Origin of the sequence: Embleya sp. NPDC008237, from assembly GCF_042956465.1 — a bacterium.
Taxonomy (GTDB): Bacteria; Actinomycetota; Actinomycetes; order Streptomycetales; family Streptomycetaceae; genus Embleya.
The window spans coordinates 415,044-437,460 of record NZ_JBIBGL010000004.1; the positions used below are offsets into that span (position 1 = coordinate 415,044).

The 22,417-nt window shown below is 72.2% G+C and carries 21 protein-coding genes; 10 read left to right on the forward strand and 11 right to left on the reverse strand.

The annotated features are described in order from the left end of the window. Nucleotides 1-26: 26 nt before the first annotated feature. The 3 genes from thrS to ACFZBU_RS12330 form a co-directional block, all read right to left on the reverse strand. Entirely contained in the window at nucleotides 27-1,310 is a 1,284-nt protein-coding gene (gene thrS / locus ACFZBU_RS12320) for a threonine--tRNA ligase (protein WP_391583444.1), read from the reverse strand. 218 nt (nucleotides 1,311-1,528) lie between these two features. Continuing rightward, nucleotides 1,529-2,371 (reverse strand): ammonia-dependent NAD(+) synthetase, encoded by an 843-nt coding sequence (nadE, locus tag ACFZBU_RS12325; protein WP_391583445.1) that lies wholly within the window; start codon nucleotides 2,369-2,371, stop codon nucleotides 1,529-1,531. A 170-nt stretch (nucleotides 2,372-2,541) separates the two neighbouring features. Beyond that, entirely contained in the window at nucleotides 2,542-2,739 is a 198-nt protein-coding gene (locus tag ACFZBU_RS12330) for a hypothetical protein (protein ID WP_391583446.1), read from the reverse strand. A 414-nt stretch (nucleotides 2,740-3,153) separates the two neighbouring features. Between ACFZBU_RS12330 and ACFZBU_RS12335 the strand changes: the two genes are divergently transcribed. Next, nucleotides 3,154-4,047, forward strand: a complete 894-nt coding sequence (locus ACFZBU_RS12335) for an alpha/beta hydrolase (protein WP_391583447.1) — start codon at nucleotides 3,154-3,156, stop codon at nucleotides 4,045-4,047. Between the two features lie 19 nt (nucleotides 4,048-4,066). On the opposite strand, the gene ACFZBU_RS12340 is transcribed toward ACFZBU_RS12335, so the two are convergent. After that, nucleotides 4,067-4,657: an HAD family hydrolase gene (locus ACFZBU_RS12340; RefSeq protein ID WP_391583448.1), complete on the reverse strand. Its 591-nt coding sequence runs from the start codon at nucleotides 4,655-4,657 to the stop codon at nucleotides 4,067-4,069. 113 nt (nucleotides 4,658-4,770) lie between these two features. After that, on the reverse strand, nucleotides 4,771-5,334 hold the full coding sequence (locus tag ACFZBU_RS12345) for a TetR/AcrR family transcriptional regulator (protein ID WP_391583449.1): 564 nt from the start codon (nucleotides 5,332-5,334) through the stop codon (nucleotides 4,771-4,773). Between the two features lie 128 nt (nucleotides 5,335-5,462). Between ACFZBU_RS12345 and ACFZBU_RS12350 the strand changes: the two genes are divergently transcribed. Continuing rightward, nucleotides 5,463-6,077 (forward strand): DUF2867 domain-containing protein, encoded by a 615-nt coding sequence (locus ACFZBU_RS12350; RefSeq protein ID WP_391583450.1) that lies wholly within the window; start codon nucleotides 5,463-5,465, stop codon nucleotides 6,075-6,077. Between the two features lie 204 nt (nucleotides 6,078-6,281). Beyond that, complete coding sequence (locus tag ACFZBU_RS12355) at nucleotides 6,282-6,512, forward strand: hypothetical protein (RefSeq protein WP_391583451.1); 231 nt, start codon at nucleotides 6,282-6,284, stop codon at nucleotides 6,510-6,512. 87 nt (nucleotides 6,513-6,599) lie between these two features. Here the strand turns inward: ACFZBU_RS12355 and ACFZBU_RS12360 are convergent, their stop codons facing one another. Then, nucleotides 6,600-7,235 (reverse strand): amidohydrolase family protein, encoded by a 636-nt coding sequence (locus ACFZBU_RS12360; protein ID WP_391583452.1) that lies wholly within the window; start codon nucleotides 7,233-7,235, stop codon nucleotides 6,600-6,602. Nucleotides 7,236-7,408: 173 nt separating this feature from the next. Here ACFZBU_RS12360 and ACFZBU_RS12365 point away from each other — a divergent pair, with 173 nt between their 5' ends. The 3 genes from ACFZBU_RS12365 (at nucleotide 7,409) to ACFZBU_RS12375 (ending at nucleotide 9,895) form a co-directional block, all read left to right on the forward strand. Further along, complete coding sequence (locus ACFZBU_RS12365) at nucleotides 7,409-7,555, forward strand: hypothetical protein (RefSeq protein ID WP_391583453.1); 147 nt, start codon at nucleotides 7,409-7,411, stop codon at nucleotides 7,553-7,555. Next, on the forward strand, nucleotides 7,552-9,198 hold the full coding sequence (locus ACFZBU_RS12370; RefSeq protein ID WP_391583454.1) for an alpha-keto acid decarboxylase family protein: 1,647 nt from the start codon (nucleotides 7,552-7,554) through the stop codon (nucleotides 9,196-9,198). Before ACFZBU_RS12365 ends, ACFZBU_RS12370 begins: the two co-directional genes overlap by 4 nt. A gap of 76 nt (nucleotides 9,199-9,274) precedes the next feature. After that, nucleotides 9,275-9,895, forward strand: a complete 621-nt coding sequence (locus ACFZBU_RS12375; protein ID WP_391583455.1) for a TetR/AcrR family transcriptional regulator — start codon at nucleotides 9,275-9,277, stop codon at nucleotides 9,893-9,895. A 62-nt stretch (nucleotides 9,896-9,957) separates the two neighbouring features. On the opposite strand, the gene ACFZBU_RS12380 is transcribed toward ACFZBU_RS12375, so the two are convergent. The 5 genes from ACFZBU_RS12380 to ACFZBU_RS12400 all read right to left on the reverse strand — a co-directional run bounded on the left by ACFZBU_RS12380 (nucleotide 9,958) and on the right by ACFZBU_RS12400 (nucleotide 14,679). Continuing rightward, complete coding sequence (locus ACFZBU_RS12380; RefSeq protein ID WP_391583456.1) at nucleotides 9,958-10,305, reverse strand: DUF1330 domain-containing protein; 348 nt, start codon at nucleotides 10,303-10,305, stop codon at nucleotides 9,958-9,960. 81 nt (nucleotides 10,306-10,386) lie between these two features. Beyond that, a complete protein-coding gene (locus ACFZBU_RS12385) occupies nucleotides 10,387-11,775 on the reverse strand; it encodes an MFS transporter (RefSeq protein WP_391583457.1) in 1,389 nt (462 codons plus the stop codon). Further along, complete coding sequence (locus tag ACFZBU_RS12390; RefSeq protein WP_391583458.1) at nucleotides 11,772-12,458, reverse strand: TetR/AcrR family transcriptional regulator; 687 nt, start codon at nucleotides 12,456-12,458, stop codon at nucleotides 11,772-11,774. The genes ACFZBU_RS12385 and ACFZBU_RS12390 overlap by 4 nt, the downstream gene beginning before the upstream one ends. Nucleotides 12,459-12,553: 95 nt before the next feature. After that, nucleotides 12,554-13,879 carry a PP2C family protein-serine/threonine phosphatase gene (locus ACFZBU_RS12395; protein ID WP_391583740.1) on the reverse strand — a complete coding sequence of 442 codons (1,326 nt, stop codon included), beginning with the start codon at nucleotides 13,877-13,879 and terminating at the stop codon, nucleotides 12,554-12,556. Continuing rightward, the gene (locus ACFZBU_RS12400) at nucleotides 13,879-14,679 is read right to left on the reverse strand and encodes an alpha/beta fold hydrolase (protein ID WP_391583459.1); all 801 of its coding nucleotides are present in this window, start codon (nucleotides 14,677-14,679) and stop codon (nucleotides 13,879-13,881) included. Before ACFZBU_RS12400 ends, ACFZBU_RS12395 begins: the two co-directional genes overlap by 1 nt. A gap of 376 nt (nucleotides 14,680-15,055) precedes the next feature. Between ACFZBU_RS12400 and ACFZBU_RS12405 the strand changes: the two genes are divergently transcribed. The 4 genes from ACFZBU_RS12405 (at nucleotide 15,056) to ACFZBU_RS12420 (ending at nucleotide 22,417) form a co-directional block, all read left to right on the forward strand. After that, nucleotides 15,056-15,682, forward strand: a complete 627-nt coding sequence (locus tag ACFZBU_RS12405; RefSeq protein WP_391583460.1) for a glyoxalase — start codon at nucleotides 15,056-15,058, stop codon at nucleotides 15,680-15,682. Nucleotides 15,683-16,049: 367 nt separating this feature from the next. Beyond that, nucleotides 16,050-17,969: a VWA domain-containing protein gene (locus tag ACFZBU_RS12410; protein ID WP_391583461.1), complete on the forward strand. Its 1,920-nt coding sequence runs from the start codon at nucleotides 16,050-16,052 to the stop codon at nucleotides 17,967-17,969. 148 nt (nucleotides 17,970-18,117) lie between these two features. After that, nucleotides 18,118-18,759 carry a TetR/AcrR family transcriptional regulator gene (locus ACFZBU_RS12415; protein ID WP_391583462.1) on the forward strand — a complete coding sequence of 214 codons (642 nt, stop codon included), beginning with the start codon at nucleotides 18,118-18,120 and terminating at the stop codon, nucleotides 18,757-18,759. Between the two features lie 343 nt (nucleotides 18,760-19,102). Beyond that, nucleotides 19,103-22,417 (forward strand): type 2 lanthipeptide synthetase LanM family protein, encoded by a 3,315-nt coding sequence (locus ACFZBU_RS12420; protein WP_391583463.1) that lies wholly within the window; start codon nucleotides 19,103-19,105, stop codon nucleotides 22,415-22,417.

Here is a 22,417-nt window from a genome sequence, read left to right on the forward strand (position 1 = left end):
AGGCCGGACGGGCCGACGGACACGGCCTAGGCGGCCTCGCCGTCGTGGTCCCACAGGGCGGTGTCGTGCGCGGCCACGAGGGCGCGGATGCGGGTGAGGATGTCGCCGGCGGGTTGCGGGTCGAGGCGGCGGCCGTCGCGCAGGCGTAGCGCGATGTGGTCGTTCACGGCTTCCTTGGCGCCGATGACCGCCTGGTAGGGAACCAGGCGGGCCTCGCGGATGCGGGCGCCCAGGGTGCCGCGCTCGGGCTCGGCGATTTCGGCCCGCAGTCCCAGGTCCGCGCAGCGCGCCACGAGCGCTTGCGCGGTGGGCAGTTCGTTCGCCGAGATCGGGAGGGCCACCAGTTGCACGGGCGCGAGCCAGGCGGGGAAGGCGCCGCCGTGCGCTTCGATGAGGTGGGCGACGGCGCGTTCCACGCTGCCGATGATGCTGCGGTGGATCATCACCGGCCGGTGTTTGGCGCCGTCCGCGCCCATGTAGTCCAGGTCGAATCGCTCGGGTTGGTGGAAGTCGACCTGGACGGTGGACAGGGTGGACTCCCGGCCGGCCGGGTCGACGACCTGGACGTCGATCTTGGGCCCGTAGAAGGCGGCTTCGCCCTCGACCGCCTCATAGGGGAGTCCGGAGTCGTCGAGCACCCGGGTCAGCAGCGCGACCGACCGCCGCCACATCTCGGGCGCGGCCACGTACTTGCCGCCCGGCCCCGGCAGCGAAAGCCGATGGCGCGCCGCGGTGATGCCCAGCGCCCGGTACGCGTCGGCGATCATCCCCAGCGCGGCCCGCGCCTCCTCGGCGACCTGGTCCAGGGTGCAGAAGATGTGCGCGTCGTTGAGTTGGATGGCCCGCACCCGGGTCAACCCGCCGAGCACGCCGGAGAGTTCGGAGCGGTACATCGCGCCCAACTCGGCCATGCGCAGTGGCAGGTCGCGGTAACTGTGCGCGCGGGAGCGGAAGATCACCGCGTGGTGGGGACACAGACTCGGCCGCAGCACCACCTGCTCGCCGCCCAGGTCCATCGGCGGGAACATGTCGTCGCTGTAGTGCGACCAGTGGCCCGAGATCTCGTACAGCTCCCGCTTGCCGAGCACCGGCGAATAGACGTGCCGGTAGCCCGCCCGGCGCTCGGCGGCGCGGATGTACTCCTCCAGAGCGTGCCGTACGGTCGCGCCGTCGGGCAGCCAGTACGGCAGTCCGGCGCCGATCAGCGGGTCGGTGTCGAACAGATCCAGCTCGCGGCCGAGCCTGCGGTGGTCGTGCATGGCGGTCTCCTCGCGGGGGTTCGCTGTATCGGGCGAGTGACCGCAAGACAAAGCCCCGGGGCACTCGCCCCGGGGCTTTGACCAAGAACTCTGTCAGCGCGCCGGGACACTCTCCGGCGTCGTCGTCATTGCAGCGCGCTTCATGTCGTCGACGATAGCAACCGATGCGCCGCCTCCACGAGTCTTTTTCACCGGAGCGTCCGGGGAATGTCCCGGGCGACGACCGGGCTCGGGTCGGCGACCGCGCGCGTCCGGTGGCTACCGGCGGATCAGTCCCGCCACCAGTCGTCGAGCGGGGTGACCGGGACGGCGCGCTTGTGGCGGGTCGCGCGGTGGATGGACTCCAGCCTCTCCGCCACCTCCGGGGCGACGTCGAGACCTTCGAGGTAGTCGTCGATCTGGCTGTACGTCAGACCGAGGGCCACCTCGTCCGGCAGCGCGGGCCGGTCGTCCTCGAGGTCGGCGGTGGGCACCTTCTCCCAGACGCTCGGCGGTGCCCCCAACTCCTGCAGCAGCACGGCGCCCTGGCGCTTGGTCAGCCCGGTCAGCGGGGTGATGTCGACACCCCCGTCGCCGTACTTGGTGAAGAAGCCGGTCACCGCCTCGGCCGCGTGGTCGGTGCCCACGACGAGCAGACCCAGCTGGCCGGCGATCGAGTACTGGATCACCATGCGCTCGCGCGCCTTGATGTTGCCGCGTACGAAGTCGCGCAGCCCGGGCGCGTCATGGGACGAGTCCCCCAGGCCGAGTGCCACCTCGGCGGCGACGGCGTCCGCGCCGGGCTTGACGTTGACCGTGATCGACCGGTCGGGCCGGATGAACTCCAGTGCGATCTGCGCGTCGTGCTCGTCGGCCTGCACCCCGTAGGGCAGCCGTACGGCGACGAACGTGGCCTCGTGCCCCTCGGCCCGCAGTTCCTCGGCCGCGAGCCGGCACAGCCGGCCGGCCAGCGTGCTGTCCTGGCCGCCGCTGATCCCCAGCACGTAGCCCTTGGCCGGGGTCGACCTCAGGTAGTGCTTGAGGAAGTCGACCCGCTGCCGGATCTCGACCTTGGGCACGATGGTCGCCTTGACGCCGAGCTCGGCAAGAATCTGCTCCCGTGGGTTCACCATCCACGTACTGTATCGGCGGCCGGAATCGACCTGCGGAGCGACCCGGCGGCGACGCGGCCCTCCGGGCGGTGCCTTTCGGCGGTGGCCGTGCGGGCCCCGTCGCCGGTTCCCGCACGGCCCGTCACGCCCGCCGTAGCGGCCCGGCGATCAGCGCCGGCCGGTCGGGTCGATCACCGCCGGGTGTTCGGCGTCGTCACGATGCCGGCCACCTTCTGTGCCGGCCCGTCCACGGTGTGGCCCAGCCCGGAGGGGTCGAAGTTGGCGAGCCGGTCCAAGACCGGTGGTTTGGGTGCGGCGGCGTGGGCGGCGGCCGATCCCAGCGTCAACGCGGTCGCGGCCAGGGCGGCGGCCGTGCAGATGCGGCGCATGGGGAATTCCTTCCGGCATATGGACAAGACCTCATGGGCGCAACGATCGGACGGCCGCCGGGACACGGACCCGGCGGCGGTTCGGGCGAGCGTCGCCGTGCCGTGTGGCGCCGGAAGGGACGGAGAGGACTGGCTTCCCCATACCCATCACGGCATGCAGCTCTCCGGGAAAGGCATTTGATCGGCATGCGCCAACCGGACAGGCTGCCTGAATGCTTGTCAGTCAGTGCCGATCGGGAAGGAAGTGCCGGGCCGTGCGGACCGTAACCCTGGGCAGACCCGCCATCGACCGCGACGACACCGCCGAGCGACGCGAAGGTTCGGGCCGCCCGGCGTTGCCGACACCGAACGGCGCGTGTAGGTCACCCGAGGCGGTCACCCGGACCGTGGCGGGGTTCGCGGGGGTGTCGGCGCATGAGTGACGCGAACGTGGACATGGACGTGAACCCGGCGAATAGGGACGCGGTGAATGTGGACGCCGAGTTGGACGTCGCGTTCGATGCCCGGGCGACGGTGGGGCCGGAACGGTTCGCCCGGTTGATGGAGCGCTACCGAGCGGAGTCGGTGCGGGCGGTCACCGATCTGCCGGGCGTGACGGGCCTGGTCTACGACGCCCCGAGCGGGGAGCGGCTGGATGTCTGGGGGCCCGGCTCGGAGGAGGCGCCGCGCCCGGTGTTCGTGTTCGTGCACGGCGGCTATTGGCGGGCGTTGTCGCGCGCGGACTCGGCCTTCGCGGCGCGCATGTTGGCCGAGCGTGGCGTGGCGACCGTCGTGCCGGACTACACGTTGGCTCCGCGAGCGACCCTGGAGGAGATCACCCGGCAGGTGCGCGCGGCGATCGCGTGGGTGTACCACGAGGGAGCGCGGTACGGGCTGGATCGTTCGCGGCTGGTCGTGGGCGGCAGTTCGGCGGGGGGTCACCTGGCCGCGATGACGATGGTCGACGGCTGGCAGGCCGAGGTCGGCCTTCCCGAGGACGTGGTCGCGGCCGGGTTCCCGATCAGCGGATTGTTCGACGTCCGGCCCCTGGTGCGTACCCGGGCCAACGAGTGGTTGAGGTTCGACGAGGAGCGTGCGGCCGCGCTGAGCCCGCTCGTCCTGGGGGCGCGGCCCCGGATGCCCGGTGTCACGGTGATGGCCCGGCAGGAGGCGAGCGGTTTCACCGAGCAGTCGCGCGCGTTCGCGGCGCACTGGGGCACGGAGTTGTTGGTCGTGCCGGAGCGCAATCACTTCGACGTGGTCCTGGATCTCGCGGATCCGGAGACGGCGATGTCGCGTGCCCTGCTGGGACTCTTCGACCGGCTGTGACGGCGGGTCGTGGTGCCGTTCAGCCCCGCCCGGGCTGCGGAACGCGGACGGAGGCCATGCCCGCGGCGGTGGCGGCCCGGATCCCCAGGTCGGTGTCCTCGAACACCAGGCACTCCCGCGCCGGCACGCCCAGGTGCTCGGCGGCCTTGAGGAACCCCTCGGGGTCGGGCTTGGCCCTGGCGTAGTCGCCGGCGCACACCAGTACGTCGAACCTGTCGAGCAGGCCCAGTGCGGTCAGCGACGCGGTGACGGAATCGCGGGTGCTGCCGGAGACGACGGCCGTGGGTATGCGTCCGCAGGCGTCGTCGATGTGCGGAAGCACCCCCGGTACGACGGTCACCTGCGGCAGCAGTTCACGAAACAGGAGTTCGCGACGCTGCGCGACGGCCTCGACCGGCATGTCCAGCCCCTGGTCCCGGTTGAGCGAGGCGATGATGCCCGCCACCGTCCGGCCGCCCCAGGCGTAGAAGAGGTCCTCGGGGAAGGAGCAGCCCCACTCGTCCAGCGCTTGCTTCCAGGCCCGGTAGTGCAAGGGCATCGAATCGGCGATGGTGCCGTCGCAGTCGAACAGGTAGGCACGGAACTCGCCGGGCGGCAGGGGGATGATCATCCGAGCACCGTATAGCGCTCCGATCGCTCACGGCCGCGTCGGGTGCCGACCGAACCTCGACGGTGTGAACCTCCGGTGCCTGCTCGGCGCCGTCCGACCGGGCCGCCGCCCCGCTACCGGTCGCGGGTGTTGTCCATGATCAGGTCGGCGGCGCGGGCGAGGACCTCGGCGCGGGTGCGGCCCTGGTGGTCGGCGGCGAGGGAGTGGTGTCCGATCGCCACGCAGAAGGCGATCAGGCCGCGGGCCTCGACCTCGTCGGGGTCGGAGCAGAAGGTGCCGAACATTTCGCGGAGCAGGTCCATGCGTCGGTTGTCCACGCGTCGCAGGCGCTCGGCGACCGCCTCGTCGCGGCGGGCCCAGTCGCGGACCGCGAGGTCGATGGGCAGCAGCCGGTCGTCGGAGAAGGTGAGCATGCCGGCACGCCGGGCCTTGGTTCTGGGGTCGCCGCCCTCGCGTTCGACCTGCTCGATCACCTCGTCGGTGCTCTCGCGTTCCCAGGTGTCGAGCATCGCCGCCAGGAGCGCGTCGCGGTCGGCGAAATAGCCGTAGAACCCGCCCTTGGTGACGCCGAGGCGTTTCGCCAGTGCCTCGACCCGGACGGCGTCCGGGCCGCCGTCGGCCAGGGCTCGCAGACCTTCCTCGACCCATCTGTCGCGCGGCGTGCGAGCAACGCCCACGGTGTGCCACCTCACTCTTCCACTCTTCGACCCCGATATACGCAACCGCATAGTCGATCTTGCCTTGTCTTATACGCAAGCGTATAACAGGTGGGGAGACACCGCCCCACCCCAGGAAGGCCGCAGCCATGAGGCTTGCCCGCACGGCCCACACCGAACACCCGTGGCGGATCCACGAGTTCACCCGTGACTTCCGGGTCGAGGACGTGTGGTCCTACCGCACTCCCGGCGCCGGACCGGCCGACTTCCCCACCATGCTCACCGCGATGCGCAGCCGCGGCGGATTCGGCAAACAGGCCCCTCCGGCCCGGTTCCTCTTCGCGGTGCGCTGGAAGCTCGGTGCCCTCCTCGGCTGGGACGAAGCCGCGGCGAGCCTGGGAGAGCGGGTTCGACCGCTGCGCGACCGCCTCCCCGAGGATCTGACCGAGACCGTGGACGCCTCGAAGGCCGGCGGCAGCCCGTTCACCCCGATGTACGAGTTGGCCGACGAGGCCGCCCAGGAACTGGCGAACAAGACCTGTCACGCCGTGATGCACCTGGGTTGGGTGCCCACCGACGACGGCGACCACGAGTTGCACATGGCCGTCCTGGTCAAGCCCAACGGCCGCCTCGGCAGGCTCTACATGGCCGCCATCGCACCCTTTCGCCACCTGATCGTCTACCCGGCGCTGACCCGCCAATGGGAACGCGCCTGGCGCGAACGCACCACCCCACACCCCGAGTCCCCCGCCCCCCGCCCGTAACCACCGAAGCCGCCGGACGCGCCCCGACGCGCCCGCCACCAACTACGGCCCCGCCCACCGGGATCGGTGGGCGCGGGTCGTGGGAGAGTGAAGCGCATGACGACTTGAAGAGCACCGGGCGCACGGCGGGGGTGGACCAAGGTCTCGACCCTGGACACCGTCGAGCACGGGGACCGACAGGCCTGCGCAGCCTGCGGAACGACCGTGCGCACCTACCGATTCCGCCGCCACCCGCCCGAATCCGCGATGTTCGAGCGGTGCATCGGCCTGGCCTGGTGTCCCGAGTGCCGGATCTACATCGGCGCGATGGTGTACGTCCCCCGCACCCTCCCGCTCGTCGACGCGCTCGCGTCGCTTCCCGCCGACGAGCGAACTCGGTTGCTCCGCAAGGAGGCGGCCCTGATCGACCACCTGGATCGCCACACCGGCCGCTGACCCACCCCCGCCGGCCCACCAGGCGCCCGACCCACCTGCCCAAGCCGACGGTGGGTGCGGTTCCGACTTCCGGGGTGGACGTCGTCTTCACCGCCGACGACCGGGGCGGTTCGTGATCGGTGCCAGGGGGCCGCGCAGGAGGCGTCCCGGCAGGGCGCCGGTGTGGACGCCTTCGCGGAAGGCGACTTCGCCGGACACCACGGTGGCGGCGATGCCGGTCGCACGCTGACGGAGGCGGTACGCGCCGCCCGGGATGTCGTACGCGACTTCCGGCATCAGCGGGGCGACCGTGTCCGGGTCGATGACGTTGAGGTCGGCGGCGAGTCCTTCGCGCAGCAGGCCGCGGTCGGGGAAGCCCCAGGCCGCGGCCGGAGCGTAGGTGACCATGCGGATCGCCTCCTCGAACGTGAAGGCTCGCTGTTCCCGCACCCAGTGGCCCAGCAGCAGCGTGTGCAGGGGTGCGTCCGCCATGGAGCCGACGTGCGCCCCGCTGTCGGTGAAGGTCATCACCGTGCGGGGGTGGCGCATGACCGGCAGCGGGTCCGCGGGATCGTCGCTGACCACGGCCTGGATGAACATCCGGTGGAAGTCGCTCTCCAACGCCAGGTCGAGGATGCGGCCGATCCGGGTGATGCGCCCGGCGGTGATGCCGACGTCGGCGCGGTAGCCGGGCAGGCCCGAGCCGTCGACCACGGTGCCGCCTCGGATGACCAGGTCGTACATGTACCCCACCTTTCCTCGCAGGCGCTCCACCATCGGTTAGCCAATGGCTAACGGTCACCGTCGCGTGCCCCGCGGGCGAAGTCAAGGGCGATCGGAGCCCTTGACTTCTCGTCGGGTTAGCCATTGGCTAACCCGGCGCTCCGAGCGCCGCCCGCCCAGCATGGAGGCCCCCCGTGACCCGTGAACTCCCGCTCGTCGTCTCCGTCGACGACCACGTCGTCGAACCACCGGACCTCAGGATCACGCGCGGCAACGCGCTCGCGATGCTCGGCATGGCGGACCCCGCACTCGGCGCGGACCCCGCGGAGAGTGCCCGATGACCACCATCGCCGCCCGGCTCGTCACCCGCCTCCGCGAACTCGGCATCGAGCACCTGTTCGGCGTGCCCGCCGACTACAACCTCGACTTCCTCGACCGCGTGTACGCCTCGGAACTCGCCTTCGTCGGCACCTGCAACGAACTCGGCGCCGCCTACGCCGCGGACGGCTACGCGCGGCTGCGCGGAGCAGGCGCCCTCGTCACCACCTTCGGCGTCGGCGAACTCGGCGCGATCAACGGCATCGGCGGCTCCTACGCCGAGTCCGTTCCCGTCGTGCAGATCGTCGGCGCACCGTCCACCCGAGCCGTGCACGCCCGGCTCCCCGTGCACCACACCATGGCGGATGGCGACTTCGGCCGCTTCGAACGCATGCACGCCGAGGTCACCTGCGACCGGGTCACCCTGACCGCCGCGGACGCCGCCGTCGAGATGGACCGGGTCCTGCGCGCCTGCTGGACGCACAAGCGCCCGGTGCGCATCGCGCTCCCCTGCGACCTGGTCGACCACCCCGCGCCGCAACCCGACGAGCCTCTGCTTCCCGACGCGGTCCCGCCACAGGCCCCACTGACCGACGCTTTCCGCGCGCGGGCCGCGGCGCTGCTCGCCCACGCATCGCGCCCCGCCGTACTCGCCGACCACCTCGTCGAACGGCACGGCGCTCACGAGGCGCTGGCCGACCTCATCGCTGCGGGCCCGTTTCCCGCCGCCGTCATGAACATGGGCAAGGGGGTCGTCGACGAGAGCGCCCCGACCTTCGCCGGGATGTACGTGGGAGCCGGCAGCGGGCCGGCCACGCGCCCCCTCGTCGAGGACGCCGACTGTCTCATCGCCGTCGGCGTGCTCATCAGCGACGGCAACTCCGGCGGCTTCACCCACCACTTCCCGGCCGGCCGGACGATCGACGTCGGACCGTACGCGTCGCGCATCGGGGACACCGAGTTTCCCGGTCTGCCCATGACGGATGCGCTCGCGGTGCTCACCGACATCGCCAAGAGCGGCGTACGCGGGAAGTTGCCACGACTCCCGGCCCGCGCCACGCGGGTCCGCGCGCCGCACGAGCCGCTCACCCAGGCCGCGCTGTGGGACCGCTTCGCCGCACTCGTTCGCCCCGGCGACGTGGTCGTCGCCGAACAGGGCACGTCCTTCTTCGGCATCGTCGACACCCGCATGCCCGCCGGAGTCACCGTCGTCGGCCAAGTCCTGTGGTCGTCCATCGGCTACACCCTGCCCGCCGCACTCGGCACCTGCATCGCCGCGCCGCAACGGCGCACCCTGCTCGCCATCGGCGACGGATCGTTCCAGCCGACCGCCCAGGAACTCGGCACCATCGCCCGCGCGGGAGCGACACCGGTGATCCTCGTCGTCAACAACGGGGGCTACACGATCGAACGGGCCATCCACCCCACCGACGCCCCGTACAACGACATCGCCCCCTGGCGCTACACCGACCTGCCCGCCGCGTTCGGCGCCGACCACGCCCTCACCGCCCGAGTCACCACCGTGGCCGAACTCGACGCCGCCCTGGAGACCGCCGGCCGCAATCCCGACCGACTCGTGCTCGTCGAAGCCGTCGTCGCACCCGAGGACTACCCCGGCCGGCTCGCCGCCATCGCCGCCAAATACCGGCCCGCGCCGCCGGATTGAGGAATCGTCCACCGATGCCCGCCGCGCCGGGTGAGCCGGCGATGTCCGCCACCGGGACGTCCAGCACACTGACGGCATGACGAACGAGACCTCCGCCCCCGAGCAGATCCTGGCCGCCGCGACCGAGCTCTTCCACGAACGCAGCCCCGCTGCGGTCTCGCTGCGGGAGATCGCCCGGCGGGCGGGGGTCAACTACGGGCTGATCCACCACTACTTCGGGACGAAGGAGGCGGTGCTCGCCGAGGTGTTCCGCACCTCCGCCCTGCACGGCGGCCGGCTGCTCGCCGACGCCGAGGACACCGAAACGGCCCTCGCCCGGCTGGGCCGCGACCCGCGCGCATACGCCCGCATGCTCGCCTGGGCCGTTCTGGACAGCGACACGTCCAAGGTGTTCGCCCACGAATCACCGGCCATCCGAACCCTCACCCGACTGGTCGGACGGGAGTGGGAAGCGGGACCGTCACCCGACCGCACCCGCGACGGGTACGACCCGCGTGTCGTCGCCGCGACCTCCGTGCTCGCCGTCCTGGCCTGGAGCGTGTTCGCCCCGTACGTCTTCCCGGCCGCCGGGCTCACCGACCGCGACCCGGACGACGTGCACGCCGAAGTCCTCGAACTGCTTCGGGACATGATCGCCGCCACCGGCCCGATCCCGGCCCCGGCCCACGAAGAAGCGGAGACCCACGACCGGGACTGACCCGCGCCGCCCGGCGACCCCCGAGCCCTGCGGGTGCCCGTGTCCGCCGTCGCACCGGACGGCTACTCGGCGGACATCGCCTCGCGCATCGCCCTCGCGGTGGCGGCCGGGTCGTAGCCCTCGGGGACACCCTCGATCAGGATGATGTCGCCCTCGATGTGCCGCGAGCGCAGCGGCGCGATCTCCTGGTACGCGGGCGAGTCCCACCAGGTGCGTGCCTCGACGATCCCGGGGAAGCCGATCATCACGACGCTCCCGGGCCAGCTGCCCTCCTTCACCTCGTGCTGCGTGACGTGTACCAGGAAGCGGCCGCCGTACGGCTCGAAGGTGGCGGGCAGTCGCTCGATGTAGTCGGCGATCTCGGGGTGCGGGGTGGCGTTCCGCAGGTTGGCGATGGCGTAGGCGGTCATGGTTCGCTCCTCTGTTCCGGTCCATCGGGTGGTGGCGCTCTCTTGTGACCACCAACCTAGGGACCCGGGAACGACGGGGAATCAGTCACGCATAGGTATCCGGCCGCGCGGCAGCAGCAACGCCGGCACCAGGGCGAGGGCGGCGAGTCCGGCCAGGACCAGGAGGGCGGGGCCGATCGCCGAGGCGGACGTCACAGCCGCGGGTCCGGCCCCGGACGACTCGGCCGGCATCATGCCTGCGGCGACGGCGATTCCCAGCGTCGGACCGACGTTGTTGGCGGTTTGTTTGAGCCCCCCGACGACCCCGGCGTATCCGGGTGGGGCGTCGCCGACGACGGTTCCGGTGGCGGTGACCATCACGGCGGCGAAGCCCGTGCCCAGCCCGATGAAGGCCGCCCAGGTGAGGAGCCAGGTGCTGTGCGGATCGAGCCGGGACAGGGCGACGATGCCCAGGACGACGAGGAGGACGCCGGCGATCGCGGTGTGGCGCGGTCCGTACCGGCGCACTGCGGCGCTCGCGAGGGGCGCGCCCAGGACCATGGGCGCGGTCAGCGGAAGTACCCGCAGACCGGTGGCGAGCGGACCGAGCCCGAGCACGTTCTGCACGAAGAACGAGGTCACGAACAGCGCCCCGAACATGCCGCCGGTGATGAGCAACATGATCAGCATCGATGCCGTCACGGGGACGGACCGGGCCACCGCCGGGGGCACGATCGGGTGCGTGGCGCGGCGCTCGTGCAGGACGAGCACCAGCGCGACGCCCGCCGTCGCGGCGAGTCCGAGCCACGTCGGCGCGGCGGTCCATCCGTGCGCGGGCACGTCGGCCAGGGTGTGTACCAGGACCGCGAGGGCGCCTGCGAGCAGGGCGGCTCCGAGCAGGTCCAGCCGCTGCGATCCGGCATGGGCGGGCGTCGGCACCCGGAGGGTGAGGGTGAGTACCGCGATCGCGAGCGCCACGGGGACGTTGATCCAGAACACCGAGCGCCAGCCCAGCTGGGTGACGAGGATGCCGCCGAGCAGCGGTCCGGCCGCCGCGGCGATCCCGATCGCGCCGGTACGGATGGCGACGGGCGTTCCGAGCCGGTCCGGCGCGTGGGTCAGCCTCAACAGTGCGAGGGTGGCGGGTTGCAGCAGTGCGCCGAACACGCCCTGGACGGCCCGCAGGGCGATCACCCAGCGCACGTCCGGCGCGACCGCGATGCCGGCCGAGGCGGCTCCGAAGCCGAGGACGCCGATGAACATCAACCGCGGGTGCCCGTATCGGTCGCCCAGGCGCCCGGCGATCACGAGCAGCCCGGCCACCGCGAGCAGGTAGCTGGTACTGGTCCACTGGACCTGCGCCACACTCGCCCCGAGGTCGCGCTGCAGGCTGGGCTGGGCCACGAGCAGCACGGTGCCGTCCAGCGCGACGATCATCGCACCGGCCACGCTGACCGCGAGCGCGAAGCGTTGCCTGAGGTTCTCGGTCATGCAGCGGCCGGGCTCGTGGTCGCCGGGCCTATGTGGGCGTCCAGGGCCGCGGTGACGAGCAGTTCGAGCCGGCCGCCGTCGGGGGCTGCCTCTGCCGACGGGGTGTCGAGGGCGAGTTGCAGGCTGTCCCAGACCCACAGCTGGGCGATGCCGTGCAGGTTCGACCAGAGCGCGGCGGCGGTCACCGCCGGTGGCGGGGCGGCGTCGTCGCCGCGCGCGGTGTCCCGCCCGCCGCCCCGGTGTGCGCTTTCCCGCTCGGCCCGGCATTCGGCGATGAGCGCGACGATGGTCTCGAACAGCGGGAGTGTGGACTCCCGGAGCCGGGGTCCGGGCGATGCGTGGGGCCCGCTGTCGAGCAGGTCGTGCCGGAACATCAGCTCGAACATGCCGCGGTGTTCCAGCGCGTACCCGACGTAGGTCCGGGCGAGCGCCTCCAGCCGGCGGCGCGGTGCCGCGACCGCGGCGGTGGCGACCTCGAACCGTGCACCCAGGTCCGCGAATCCGCGCCGGGCGATCGCCGAGAGCAGCTCGTGGTGGGTGGCGAAGTATCTGCGCGGAGCCCCGTGCGACACGCCCGCACGGCGGGCGATCTCACGCAGCCCCAGTGCGGCGATGCCGTCCGTCATGACGACGTCCACACCGACGTCGATCAGCCGTTCCCGAAGGGAGTCTTCCTGTGCCATGGACACTGTCTACCAACATGTGTAGACACTGTCTACCAGATGCGTAGACAGTGTCTACTTAAATCGCGGGGTGCAGGCCCGCCCCGCGCATGTCGTCAGCCGCGCGACGGCGCCGCTTCCCCCTCGCGCCGAGGGGGCACACCCAGTGCCAGCACCGCGGCGTCGTCGTCCAGACCCGAGCCGAAGGAGGCCAGGAGGTCGGTGACCGCGTCCACCGCGGCGCGGGCGCCCACCGGTGCCAGCGCGGCGGCGAAGTCGAACAGGGCGTCCTCGCCGTAGCGGTCGGCCTTCGGGCCCGGCCCCGGGCGGCGGGCCTCGGTGAGGCCGTCGGTGTACAGGAGCAGCGTCTCCCCCGGGTCCAGGCGCACCGTCGAGGTGGTGAAGTGCGCGTCCGGAACGACCCCGACGAGCTGCCCGCCGGGCGTGGGCCGAAACTCGGCGCCGCCGTCGGCGCGCAGGAGCAGCGCGGGTGGGTGGCCGCCCGCGGCGAGCACGATGGTGCAGCCGTGGGCATAGGGCGTGATCGGATCCATGTCGGGGGTGATCGGGCCGAGGTCGGGGGTGATCAGGCCGAAGATCACGGTGCAGAAACGCGGGTCCTCGCCCCGGTATTCGTGGTTGAGCACGGTGTTGAGGTTGCGCAGCACCGCGACCGGGTCCGCGTCGTACACGGCCGCGGCGCGCAGCGTGTAGCGGGCGAGCGAGGTCACGGCCGCGGCGGCGACGCCCTTGCCGCACACGTCGCCGAGGAAGAACCCCCATCGGCCGTCGGCGAGCGGGAACAGATCGTAGAAGTCGCCGCCGACCCGATCGGGCGAGGCGATGTGGTAGTACGCGGCCACCTCCAGGCCCGGCACCTCGAACAGGGTCGGCGGCAGCAGGGTGCGTTGCAGGGTGGTGGCCAGGCGTTGCAGGCGTTCGCGTTCGAGGTCGGCCTCGCGGCGTGCGCGCAGCAGTTCGGTCTCGTACGCGCGACGATCGCGGGCGTCGATGATCGTCGTGCGGATCAGCAGGGGTTGGCCGTGGCTGCCGGTCTTGACCACGGAGGTGACCAGGACGGGCAGGCGGCTGCCGTCGGTGACCTCGAGTTCGAGGGCGACGCCGCCGATCTCGCCCTGCATGGTCAGCAGGGGCGCGAAGTGCGTCTCGTGGTAGAGCCTGCCACCGACGGTCAGCAGGTCGGCGAAGCGGCGCCGGCCGACGAGTTCCTCCCGGGTGGCCCCGAGCCAACCCGTCAAGGTGGCGTTGACCTTGACGATGGTGCCGTCCAGGAGCGTGGACAGGTAGCCGCACGGTGCGTGCTCGTACAGGTCCTCGGCGCTGTCCTCCAGCAGGGCCGCGAAGGCGGCCGCGTCACCGCTCGGAGGCCCGTCTTCGCCGCTCGGACCGCCGCCGTCCGGCCCCGACCCGGACGCGCACATCATCGCGCGCTCGCGAAGGCGACGAGCGCTTCGGCGGTCGCCTCGGGCGCGCTCAGCTGCGGGCAGTGGCCGGTGGCCTCCAGCGTGACCAGGCTGCTGCCGGGGATTTGGGCCTGGACGAATCGACCCACCTCGGGCGGCGCGATCGCGTCCTGGCGGCATTGGATCACGAGGGTGGGCGTAGTGACCTCGGCCAGGTCGGCACGGTTGTCGGACAGGAAGGTGGTGTGCGCGAACACCCGGGCCATCCCGGGATCGGTACGGCAGAAGCTGTTCGTCAACTCCTCGCCCAGTTCGGGGCGTTCCGGGTTGCCCATGATCACCGGAGCCATCGCGGCCGACCAGCCCAGATAGTTGCTGTCCAGCGAGACCAACAGCTCGTCGATGTCCGCACGGGTGAAGCCGCCCCGGTAGTCCCCGTCGTCGATGTAGCACGGCGAGGGGGTGAGCAGCACCAGACCGGCGAAGCGCTCGGGCTCACGAATGGCCGCCAGGACGCCGATCATGGCGCTCACCGAGTGCCCGACGAACACCACGTCCCGCAGGTCCGTCTCCGCGCAGATCGCCAGCACGTCGTCGGCGTAGCCCGCGAGGGTGGAGTATCGCTCGGCATCCCACGCGGCGGGGTCGGACCGTCCGGCGCCCACGTGGTCGAAGCGCACCACCTTGAATCGTTCCTCCAGTACGGGCAGGACCAACCGCCACATGTTCAGGTCGCATCCGAACCCGTGCGCCAACAACAGGACGGGACCGTCCTGCCGACCCGACACCAGCACATGATTCCCACTCCGAACATGCATGCGACCATGATCCCACCGCTTGTACGACCAACCCCGTCACCCACACGCCATACGCTCCCCGCCACACTCCCCGCACGCGCCGAAGACCATGCGCCGGGGCCGCAGCCGGGTCCGGCGCGCACCCCGGTGGCGGGCCCGATCGACATGCCCGATGCCGCCGTCCGCACCCTCGGCAAGGCCCTGGACGAGGCCGGCGACTCCATGGCCGCCGACGGGTCGCCGCCGGCCCGGGGAGGGCGCCCGCGCGGACGAGCGGCCGACCCGGGCCGCCCGCGCGCGTTCCGGCACGGCGAGTGCGGCAAGCGCGGCGAGCGCCGGCCGCATCGATCAGGATTCGAGAAGCGCCGGTCGTATCGCCACACCTAGCGTGATGGGCATGGCAACCATCGCTTCCGTGACCCTCGACGTGGCCGACCCCTCGGCCGCCCACCACTTCTACGCGACCGCGTTCGGTCTGGACACGCAGCTGCGCCTGCGCGCCTCGAATGCGCCCACGACCGGCTTCCGTGGGTTCGCACTGGCGCTCACGGTGTCCCAGCCGGCCGACGTCGACGCCCTGATCGGCGCGGCCCTGGAGGGCGGCGCCACGTCGCTGAAGCCCGCGACGAAGTCGCTGTGGGGCTACGGCGGTGTCGTCCGGGCACCGGACGGGACGATCTGGAAGGTCGCCACCTCGGAGAAGAAGAACACCGGCCCCGCCACCCGGACCATCGACGACATCGTGCTCCTGCTCGGCGTCGCGGACGTCGTCGCGAGCAAGCGCTTCTACGTCGAGCGGGGCCTGGTCGTGGCGAAGAGCTTCAGCCGCGTCTACGTCGAGTTCGCCGCCGGAGCGGGCCCGGTCAAGCCGGCCCTGTACCGCCGCCGCGCCCTGGCCAAGGACGTCGGCGTGGCTCCCGACGGCACCGGATCCCACCGCCTCACCATCGGCGGCGACGCCGGAACCTTCACCGACCCGGACGGCTACGCATGGGAGGCCGCGGTACCGGCAACCGCCCCCTGACCGGCCGAGCGGAATCCCGCTTCCTGCGCCGGCTCGCCCGGCGCATATCGAGGCGGGCCCGGAGCCGGGGCCCCGCCTGTACGCGCTCTCGGAGAAACCGCTTGCGGGCGCCGGGCTGAACCCTGCGTTCCCCATCACCGGGCGATGACCATCCGCATGTGATCGGCCGCCGCGCCCGACCCCGGACGGCGGACGGCGGACGGCTCAGGCGACCCGGTACGCGCCCTCGCCCGAACCCGGCCCGGCCCCGGCCTACCGCGCAGGTTTACCCGGAATCTCCACCGCTCGTTGGATGTCCCGTTCGCCGCGCATCCGGCACGCTGCCGGAACCGCGCCCAAGCGCGCGGAACGGGGGAAGGAAAGCGCAGTGTTCGTGCGGTGGTTGCGGTTGCGGTTGGTGGCACAGGTGTTCGTGATCCTGGCCCTGGCCGCTGGTGCCTGGGGCGGCGGAGCGGTCGCGGGTGCGGCCGAGGAGGACGCCGGGCGGCTGCTGGTCGCCCTGGACGTCTCGGGCTCGATGAACGAGCCGGAGGGATCGCGGGCCGGGCTCACCAAGATCGCCGCGGCCCGGGCGGCCGTCGACGAGGTGGTGGGCGCGGTACCGCCCGGCGCGCGCATGGGCCTGCGCACGTACGGGGGCGGCTGTACGTCCTCCGCGCTGCTCGTGCCGGTCGGCCCCGTCGACAAGGCCGCGTTCGGCAGGGCCGCGGCCGGGGTGAAGGCCGATGGCGACACGCCGATCGCGTACGCGCTGCGCCAGGCCGCCGGTGACCTGCCCGGGCCGGGCCCGCGCACGATCCTGCTGGTCTCGGACGGCCGGGAGACGTGCGGCGGCGACCCGGTCGCGGTGGCCCGCGAACTCGCCGCCGCGGACGTCCGCGTGCGCATCGACGTGATCGGCTTCCGGGTCGACGACGCGGGCCGCAGGCAACTGACCGATGTCGCCCGGGCCGGCCGCGGACAGTTCCACGACACGCTCGACGGCGCGGAGTTGGCCAACCGCCTGCGGCGGGCCGCCGAGCGTGCGCTGCGCCCGTACCGCCCGGCCGGCACGCCGGTCACCGGCACGCCGACCGCCCCGTCGGCACCCGTGCTGCGACCGGGCGAGTACCTGGACGTGATGCCTCCGGACACCGCCGACACGCACCCGCGGCGGTACTACGGCATCGACGTCCCGCGCTCCGCGACCGCCCACGTGTCGGCGACCGTGCCCTGGAACGCCCCACCCGGCAAACCGGCCGGCAACGCCGTGCGGGTCGCACTTACCACCGTCGACGGCCGAGTGTGCGCCGAACGCGAGCAGGTACGCGGCAAGGACCGTGACCACACCCTCAACGGCGGCTACGTCACCGCCCACGCCACCGTCGAACTCGAACCCGACCCCGCCGCCGCCCCGGGCGCCTGCGGAGGCGGCGGCCGCTTCCTCGTCCGGGTCGACAATCGCGAACCCGGATACCGCGACACGCAGGCACCGCTCGAGATGAGCATCGTGATCGAACCCGAGATCACCGACCCGAAGGCGCTGCCGCCCGCCTGGACGGCCACCGACGTACCGACCGTCCATGCCCGGGCCACCGCACGGCCGACGACCGGGGCCGGCTCGTACGGCGACGCGCCGCCGATCACCGACGGCGTGCACACCGACGCCCTGCGACCCGGCGAAGAGGTCTACTACCGCGTACACCTGACCTGGGGCGAACGCCTGACCTACCGCCTCGACCTGTCCGAACTCCCCGCCTCCGAACGTCGAGCGGTCGGCGGTACGGCCAAGATCCGCACCGGGCCGGTGAACCCGGTCCGCGACTGGGCCGCACTGCCCGGCGGCAACACCGACTGGCGCGACTACGACGGCAGCGCACTCACCATCGTGAGCGCCACCGCCCCGGTACGCCACAACAACCTCGACAGCGCCGAGTACGCCATCGCCTCGGCATCCCTGCCCGGCGACTACTTCATCTGGTTGCAGATGGACGTCGCGAACACCGACCCGCAACTGCGCGTGCCCTTCACGCTCACCGTCAACATCGACGGCGTCCCGAACGGCGCCCCGCGCTACCGCGATCCGACCAACCTCGGCTCCCCCGAATCGCAACTCTCCGCCCCGGCAGGCGTGTCCACTCCCGGCACTCCCCCCTCGTCGGCACCTCCCCCGGCCGCCGCACACTCCTCCGCCGGAGACTCGGGCCGGTCCTCCACACTCCGCTGGGCGACCGTCGCCGCCGCGAGCATCGCAGTCGCGACGGCGGCAACATGGCTGACCCTGCGCCGAGGCCGCCGCCGTTCCTGACCGATCGTGCTCGACGCACCGCACCGGACGACGGCGGGCCCGCACCAACGTCCCCACCCCCTCCTGATGCATCATGGGCCGGCACTGGACCCCGCCCGGGCGTCCGGGACAATGGCCCGACAGACGCACGTGACGGGGAGGGATGGGCATGCCACGGTCACCTTCGGCCAACGAGGAACTGCGTGAGCGCTCGCGCCGACGCATCCTCGACGCCGCGCTCGTCGTCTTCGCCGAGCGGGGCTACGCCGGGGCGACCATTTCCCAGATCGCCGCCCGCGCCGAGGTCGCCAGGGGCCTGGTCACCTACTACTTCTCGACCAAGGACGAGTTGCTGGAGACGTTGCTGTCCGAGGCCCTGCAGGTCATGTACGGGGCGATCATTCCGCCGGAGGGCGAGCGCACCGCCGACGAGCGGCTGGCCGGGCTCATCGACCGGACGCTCCAGGGCGCCGCGGCGAGCGTCGATGTGCAACGGCTCCTGTTGTCGCTCATGTTGCAACCGGCCACCCGGGCCACCTACGCCAAGGCCGAGCGGGCGAACCTGGCCGCGCTGGAGGATGCCGAGGATCGAATCCGGGCGATCTTCGCCGAACGCGGCGCACTCGACCCGGGCGCCGAGGAGGCCACGCTGCGAAGTGTCCTGGAAGGCGTGATCTTCAAACTGGCCGTCTACCCCGATACGTACCCACTGGCCGCGGTCCGCGCCCGCCTCTTCCACATGTACGACCTCCCGACCACCGACCCCGCCCCACCCCGCCCTGCGGAACGCCTCCGCACTTCGCAGCCGTAGGGACGACGCCGGAGCGAGCACGCGACGGGTGCGCCGAGCGCGCTCCACGGCGAGCCGCCGACACTCGGGGCCGACCGCGCTTCGGGCGCAGCCCGTCGGTGCGCTCGAGGGTGGCTTCGGCAACCGCCCGAATCCGAACCCGTGCCGTTCGGTGGCGCCTTCGCGCCCGCAGCCGCCGTCGCCTCCGCCAAAGCCGACTCCGGCGATCGAGCCGCTTTACCTTCGGGTGATCTTCAGTCACGGACGGTAGAGATTTTTGTTGACTGGACAGCCATCCAATTGAAAATATGGGGCCGCGCATCGCGGTGGTGCGTATGTGTCCGTTGGTGCCTGGGGGCCCTTCATGCCGGATGTCACCGTCTCGTCCCAAGTGCCGCAGGGGCTGCCCGTGTTGGGCGATCCGGCGTGGGCGCGGGCCTTGAACCTGGTCGAGCGCGCGGCGCTGGGGGGCGAAGCCGCCGGGGAGGCCGAGGAAAGGGCGCTCAGACGGCTGGCCAGATGGCGCGGCCCGGACCCGGGGTGGTTACCGGCGCGGCTCGCGGTGCTCGGCGAAGGGTGGGACGAGGCCCGGCTGTTCGCGCTGTTGGCCGAGCCCACCGGGCAACTCGCCGAGAGGGCGGGGCGGGTGCCCGAATGGTGGCAGGCCCTGGAACGCATCCTGGGTCGGGAGGAACCCCCGGCGGCGGGCGCCGCGGCCGGCCGGCACAGCGGAGTCGTGTCGATCGTACGGCCGTTCGTGGCCGACGCACTCGACCGGCTGCGCGCCGAGTTGCCGCGGGAGAGCGCGGACGGGCTGTGCGGCGACATCGGCGACGCGCTGGGCAAGTCGCTCGTCGTGGCCGCGTTGCGGACGCTGGTCCTGGAACTCAACGTGATGCGGGTGAGTGGGAGGCTCCGCGGGGACACGCCGGTGGAGCGTTTCGGGTCGTTCGTCGAACAACTCGCCACCGCGACGGGGCGGGCGGGGCTCTTCTTCGAATACCCGGTGCTGGCACGGCTGTTGGCGCGGCGTACCGAGCAGACGGTGACGGCCGTGACGGAGGTGTTCCGCCGCTGGAACGCGGACCGGGAGGCGATCGGGTCGGCGCTGTTCGCCGGGAGGGACCCCGGGACTCCCGTCTCGATCGCGCTCGGTGGCGGGGACACCCACGGAGGCGGCCGGGCGGTGGCCGTGTTGCGGTTCGCCGGTGGGCAGCGGTTGGTCTACAAGCCGCGGCCGTTGGGGGTACACGCCCGGTTCGGCGAGTTGCTGGCGTGGTTCGACGAGCGGATCGGCGGGATGGGACTGCGCGTTCCCGCGGCGCTGGAGCGTGACGCGTACGGGTGGATCGAGTTCGTCGAGCCGGCCGAGTGCGGTTCGGCCGACGAGGTGGCGGACTACTACCGGCGGTTGGGGGCGTTGCTCGCCCTGCTGCATGCGGTCGAGGGCGCCGACTTCCACTACGAGAACCTCATCGCGCACGGTGCGCAACCGGTGCTCCTGGATCTGGAGGGGCTGCTGCATCCGCACCGATTGCCCGGAGTCGACGAAGAGGACCCGGCATCCGCGGCGCTGATGTCCTCGGTGATGCGGGTGGGGCTGCTGCCCATCGTGCTGTCCGGCGAGATCGGCGAGTTGGACATGGGCGGGGTCGGCGGGGACCGCGGGGCCGCACTGCCGTTCGCGGCGCCCGCATGGGAGGACCTGGGCACCGACACGATGCGGCTGGTCCGGACCCGGTCCGTCTTCGAGGGCTCGGACAATCGGCCGATGCTGGACGGGAAACCGGCCGAACCGACTCATTTCGTCGAGGAGTTGGTCGAGGGCTTCACCGCCGGATACCGCGTCGTCGAGCGATGTCGCGGCGAACTGCTGGGCGAGGAGGGATTGTTGGCCGGCTTCGCCGGACTGGAGGTGCGGGCGATCCTGCGGCCCACCCAGGTGTACGCGACGCTGCTGGACGAGGGCACGCATCCGGACCTGCTCCGGGACGCGCTGGACCGGGATCGGTTTCAGGACTTCCTGTGGGCGATGTCGCGGCACGACCCGCAGTTCGCCCGCCTCATCCCGTACGAGCAGGCCGAATTGTGGGAGGGCGACGTCCCGATCTTCCACGGTCGGCCCGACTCGCGCGACCTGTGGACCGGCCGGGGCGAGCGGATCGCGGGCTACTTCGCGCAGAGTCCGTTGGAACGCGCCCGGGCCAAGCCGGCCGGCTTCGGCCCGGTCGACCGGGCCCGACAGGAGTGGCTGATTCGGGCCTCCCTGGCCACCCGGCCGAACGTCACGGCCGCCGAGCGCCCCGACGCCGAGGCCGCGACACACACGTACGCGCCGACCGTCCGGCCGGCGAACGACACCCCCGTCGCCGCCACCTTCCCACCGGCAAACGACATCCCCGCCACCACCTCCCGGCCCGCGAACGACAACCGCCACCCGTCCCCCGCCACGAACACGACCGCGGACGCCTGCCTGGAGGCCGCCACGCGCATCGGTGACCGGCTGGCCGCTTCGGCGATCCGACGGGACGATCGGGTCTCCTGGCTGGGGCTCGCGCAGATCGGGGACGCCGGCTGGCAGGTGGCGCCGGCGGGTGGTGGTCTCTACGACGGCGCCGTGGGCATCGCGCTGTTTCTGGCCAGGCTCGGGGCGGTCACCGGCGAGCGGCGTCATCTCGACCTCGCGGTGCGGGCGTTGTGGAACATACCCGGGCTGCTCGACGGCCCGGCCGGAGCGCTCGGTGGTGCGGCGGGCTTCGCCGGGCTGCCGGGAGTGGCGTACGGGCTGATGCAGATCGGCGCGTGTGTCGGCGAGGACCGGGTGCCACCGGTGGCGGATGTCGTACGGCTGATCGCGCAGCGGTCGACGGAGGGCGGAGCGTACTCGCCGGATGTGCTCGGCGGTGACGCGGGCACCGTCGCGGCGTTGCTGGCCGTGCACGCGCACACCGGCTCCGCGCAGGCGCTGGAGATCGCCCTCGACTTCGGCGCCCGGCTCGTGGAGCGCGCCGAACCCCAGGCCGAGGGCATCGGCTGGCGACACGCGGCGCACCCGCAGGCGCTGGTCGGCTTCTCGCACGGTGCGGCGGGCATCGGCTGGGCCCTGGCCGGGCTCGCGGCGGTGGCGGGTGACGGCGCGATGCGGGAGGCCGCATGTGCCGCCTTCGCCTACGAACGCGCCGAGTACCGCCCCCGGTGGCGCAACTGGCCCGACTATCGGCACGACAGGCGGGCTCCGGACGCGCCGGTCTCGCACATGTACGGCTGGTGCCACGGCGCCCCGGGAATCGGTCTGGCCAGGGCCGACGTCCTGGGCCTGCACGACACGTACGACACTCCCGCCCTGCGCGCGGATCTGCGACTCGCACTGTCGGCGACCGTGCACGGCGCGACCGCTTCCGCCGCGCACTGCCTGTGTCACGGCACGCTCGGCAACGCCGAACTCCTGCTGGTGGCCCGTGAACGCGGTCTCGCCGACGTTCCCGAGCCGACCGGGTTCGCCGCGGCGGCGATCGGGGAGGGCCCGCGCTGCGGCACCCCGCAGCACATCGAGACACCGTCGCTGATGACGGGCCTGGCCGGGATCGGCTACGGGTTGCTGCGCCTGGCGGCCCCGGAGCGGGTGCCCTCGGTGCTGCTGCTCCGGCCACCGTACGAGACGTGCGGGGCGAAGGGGTGA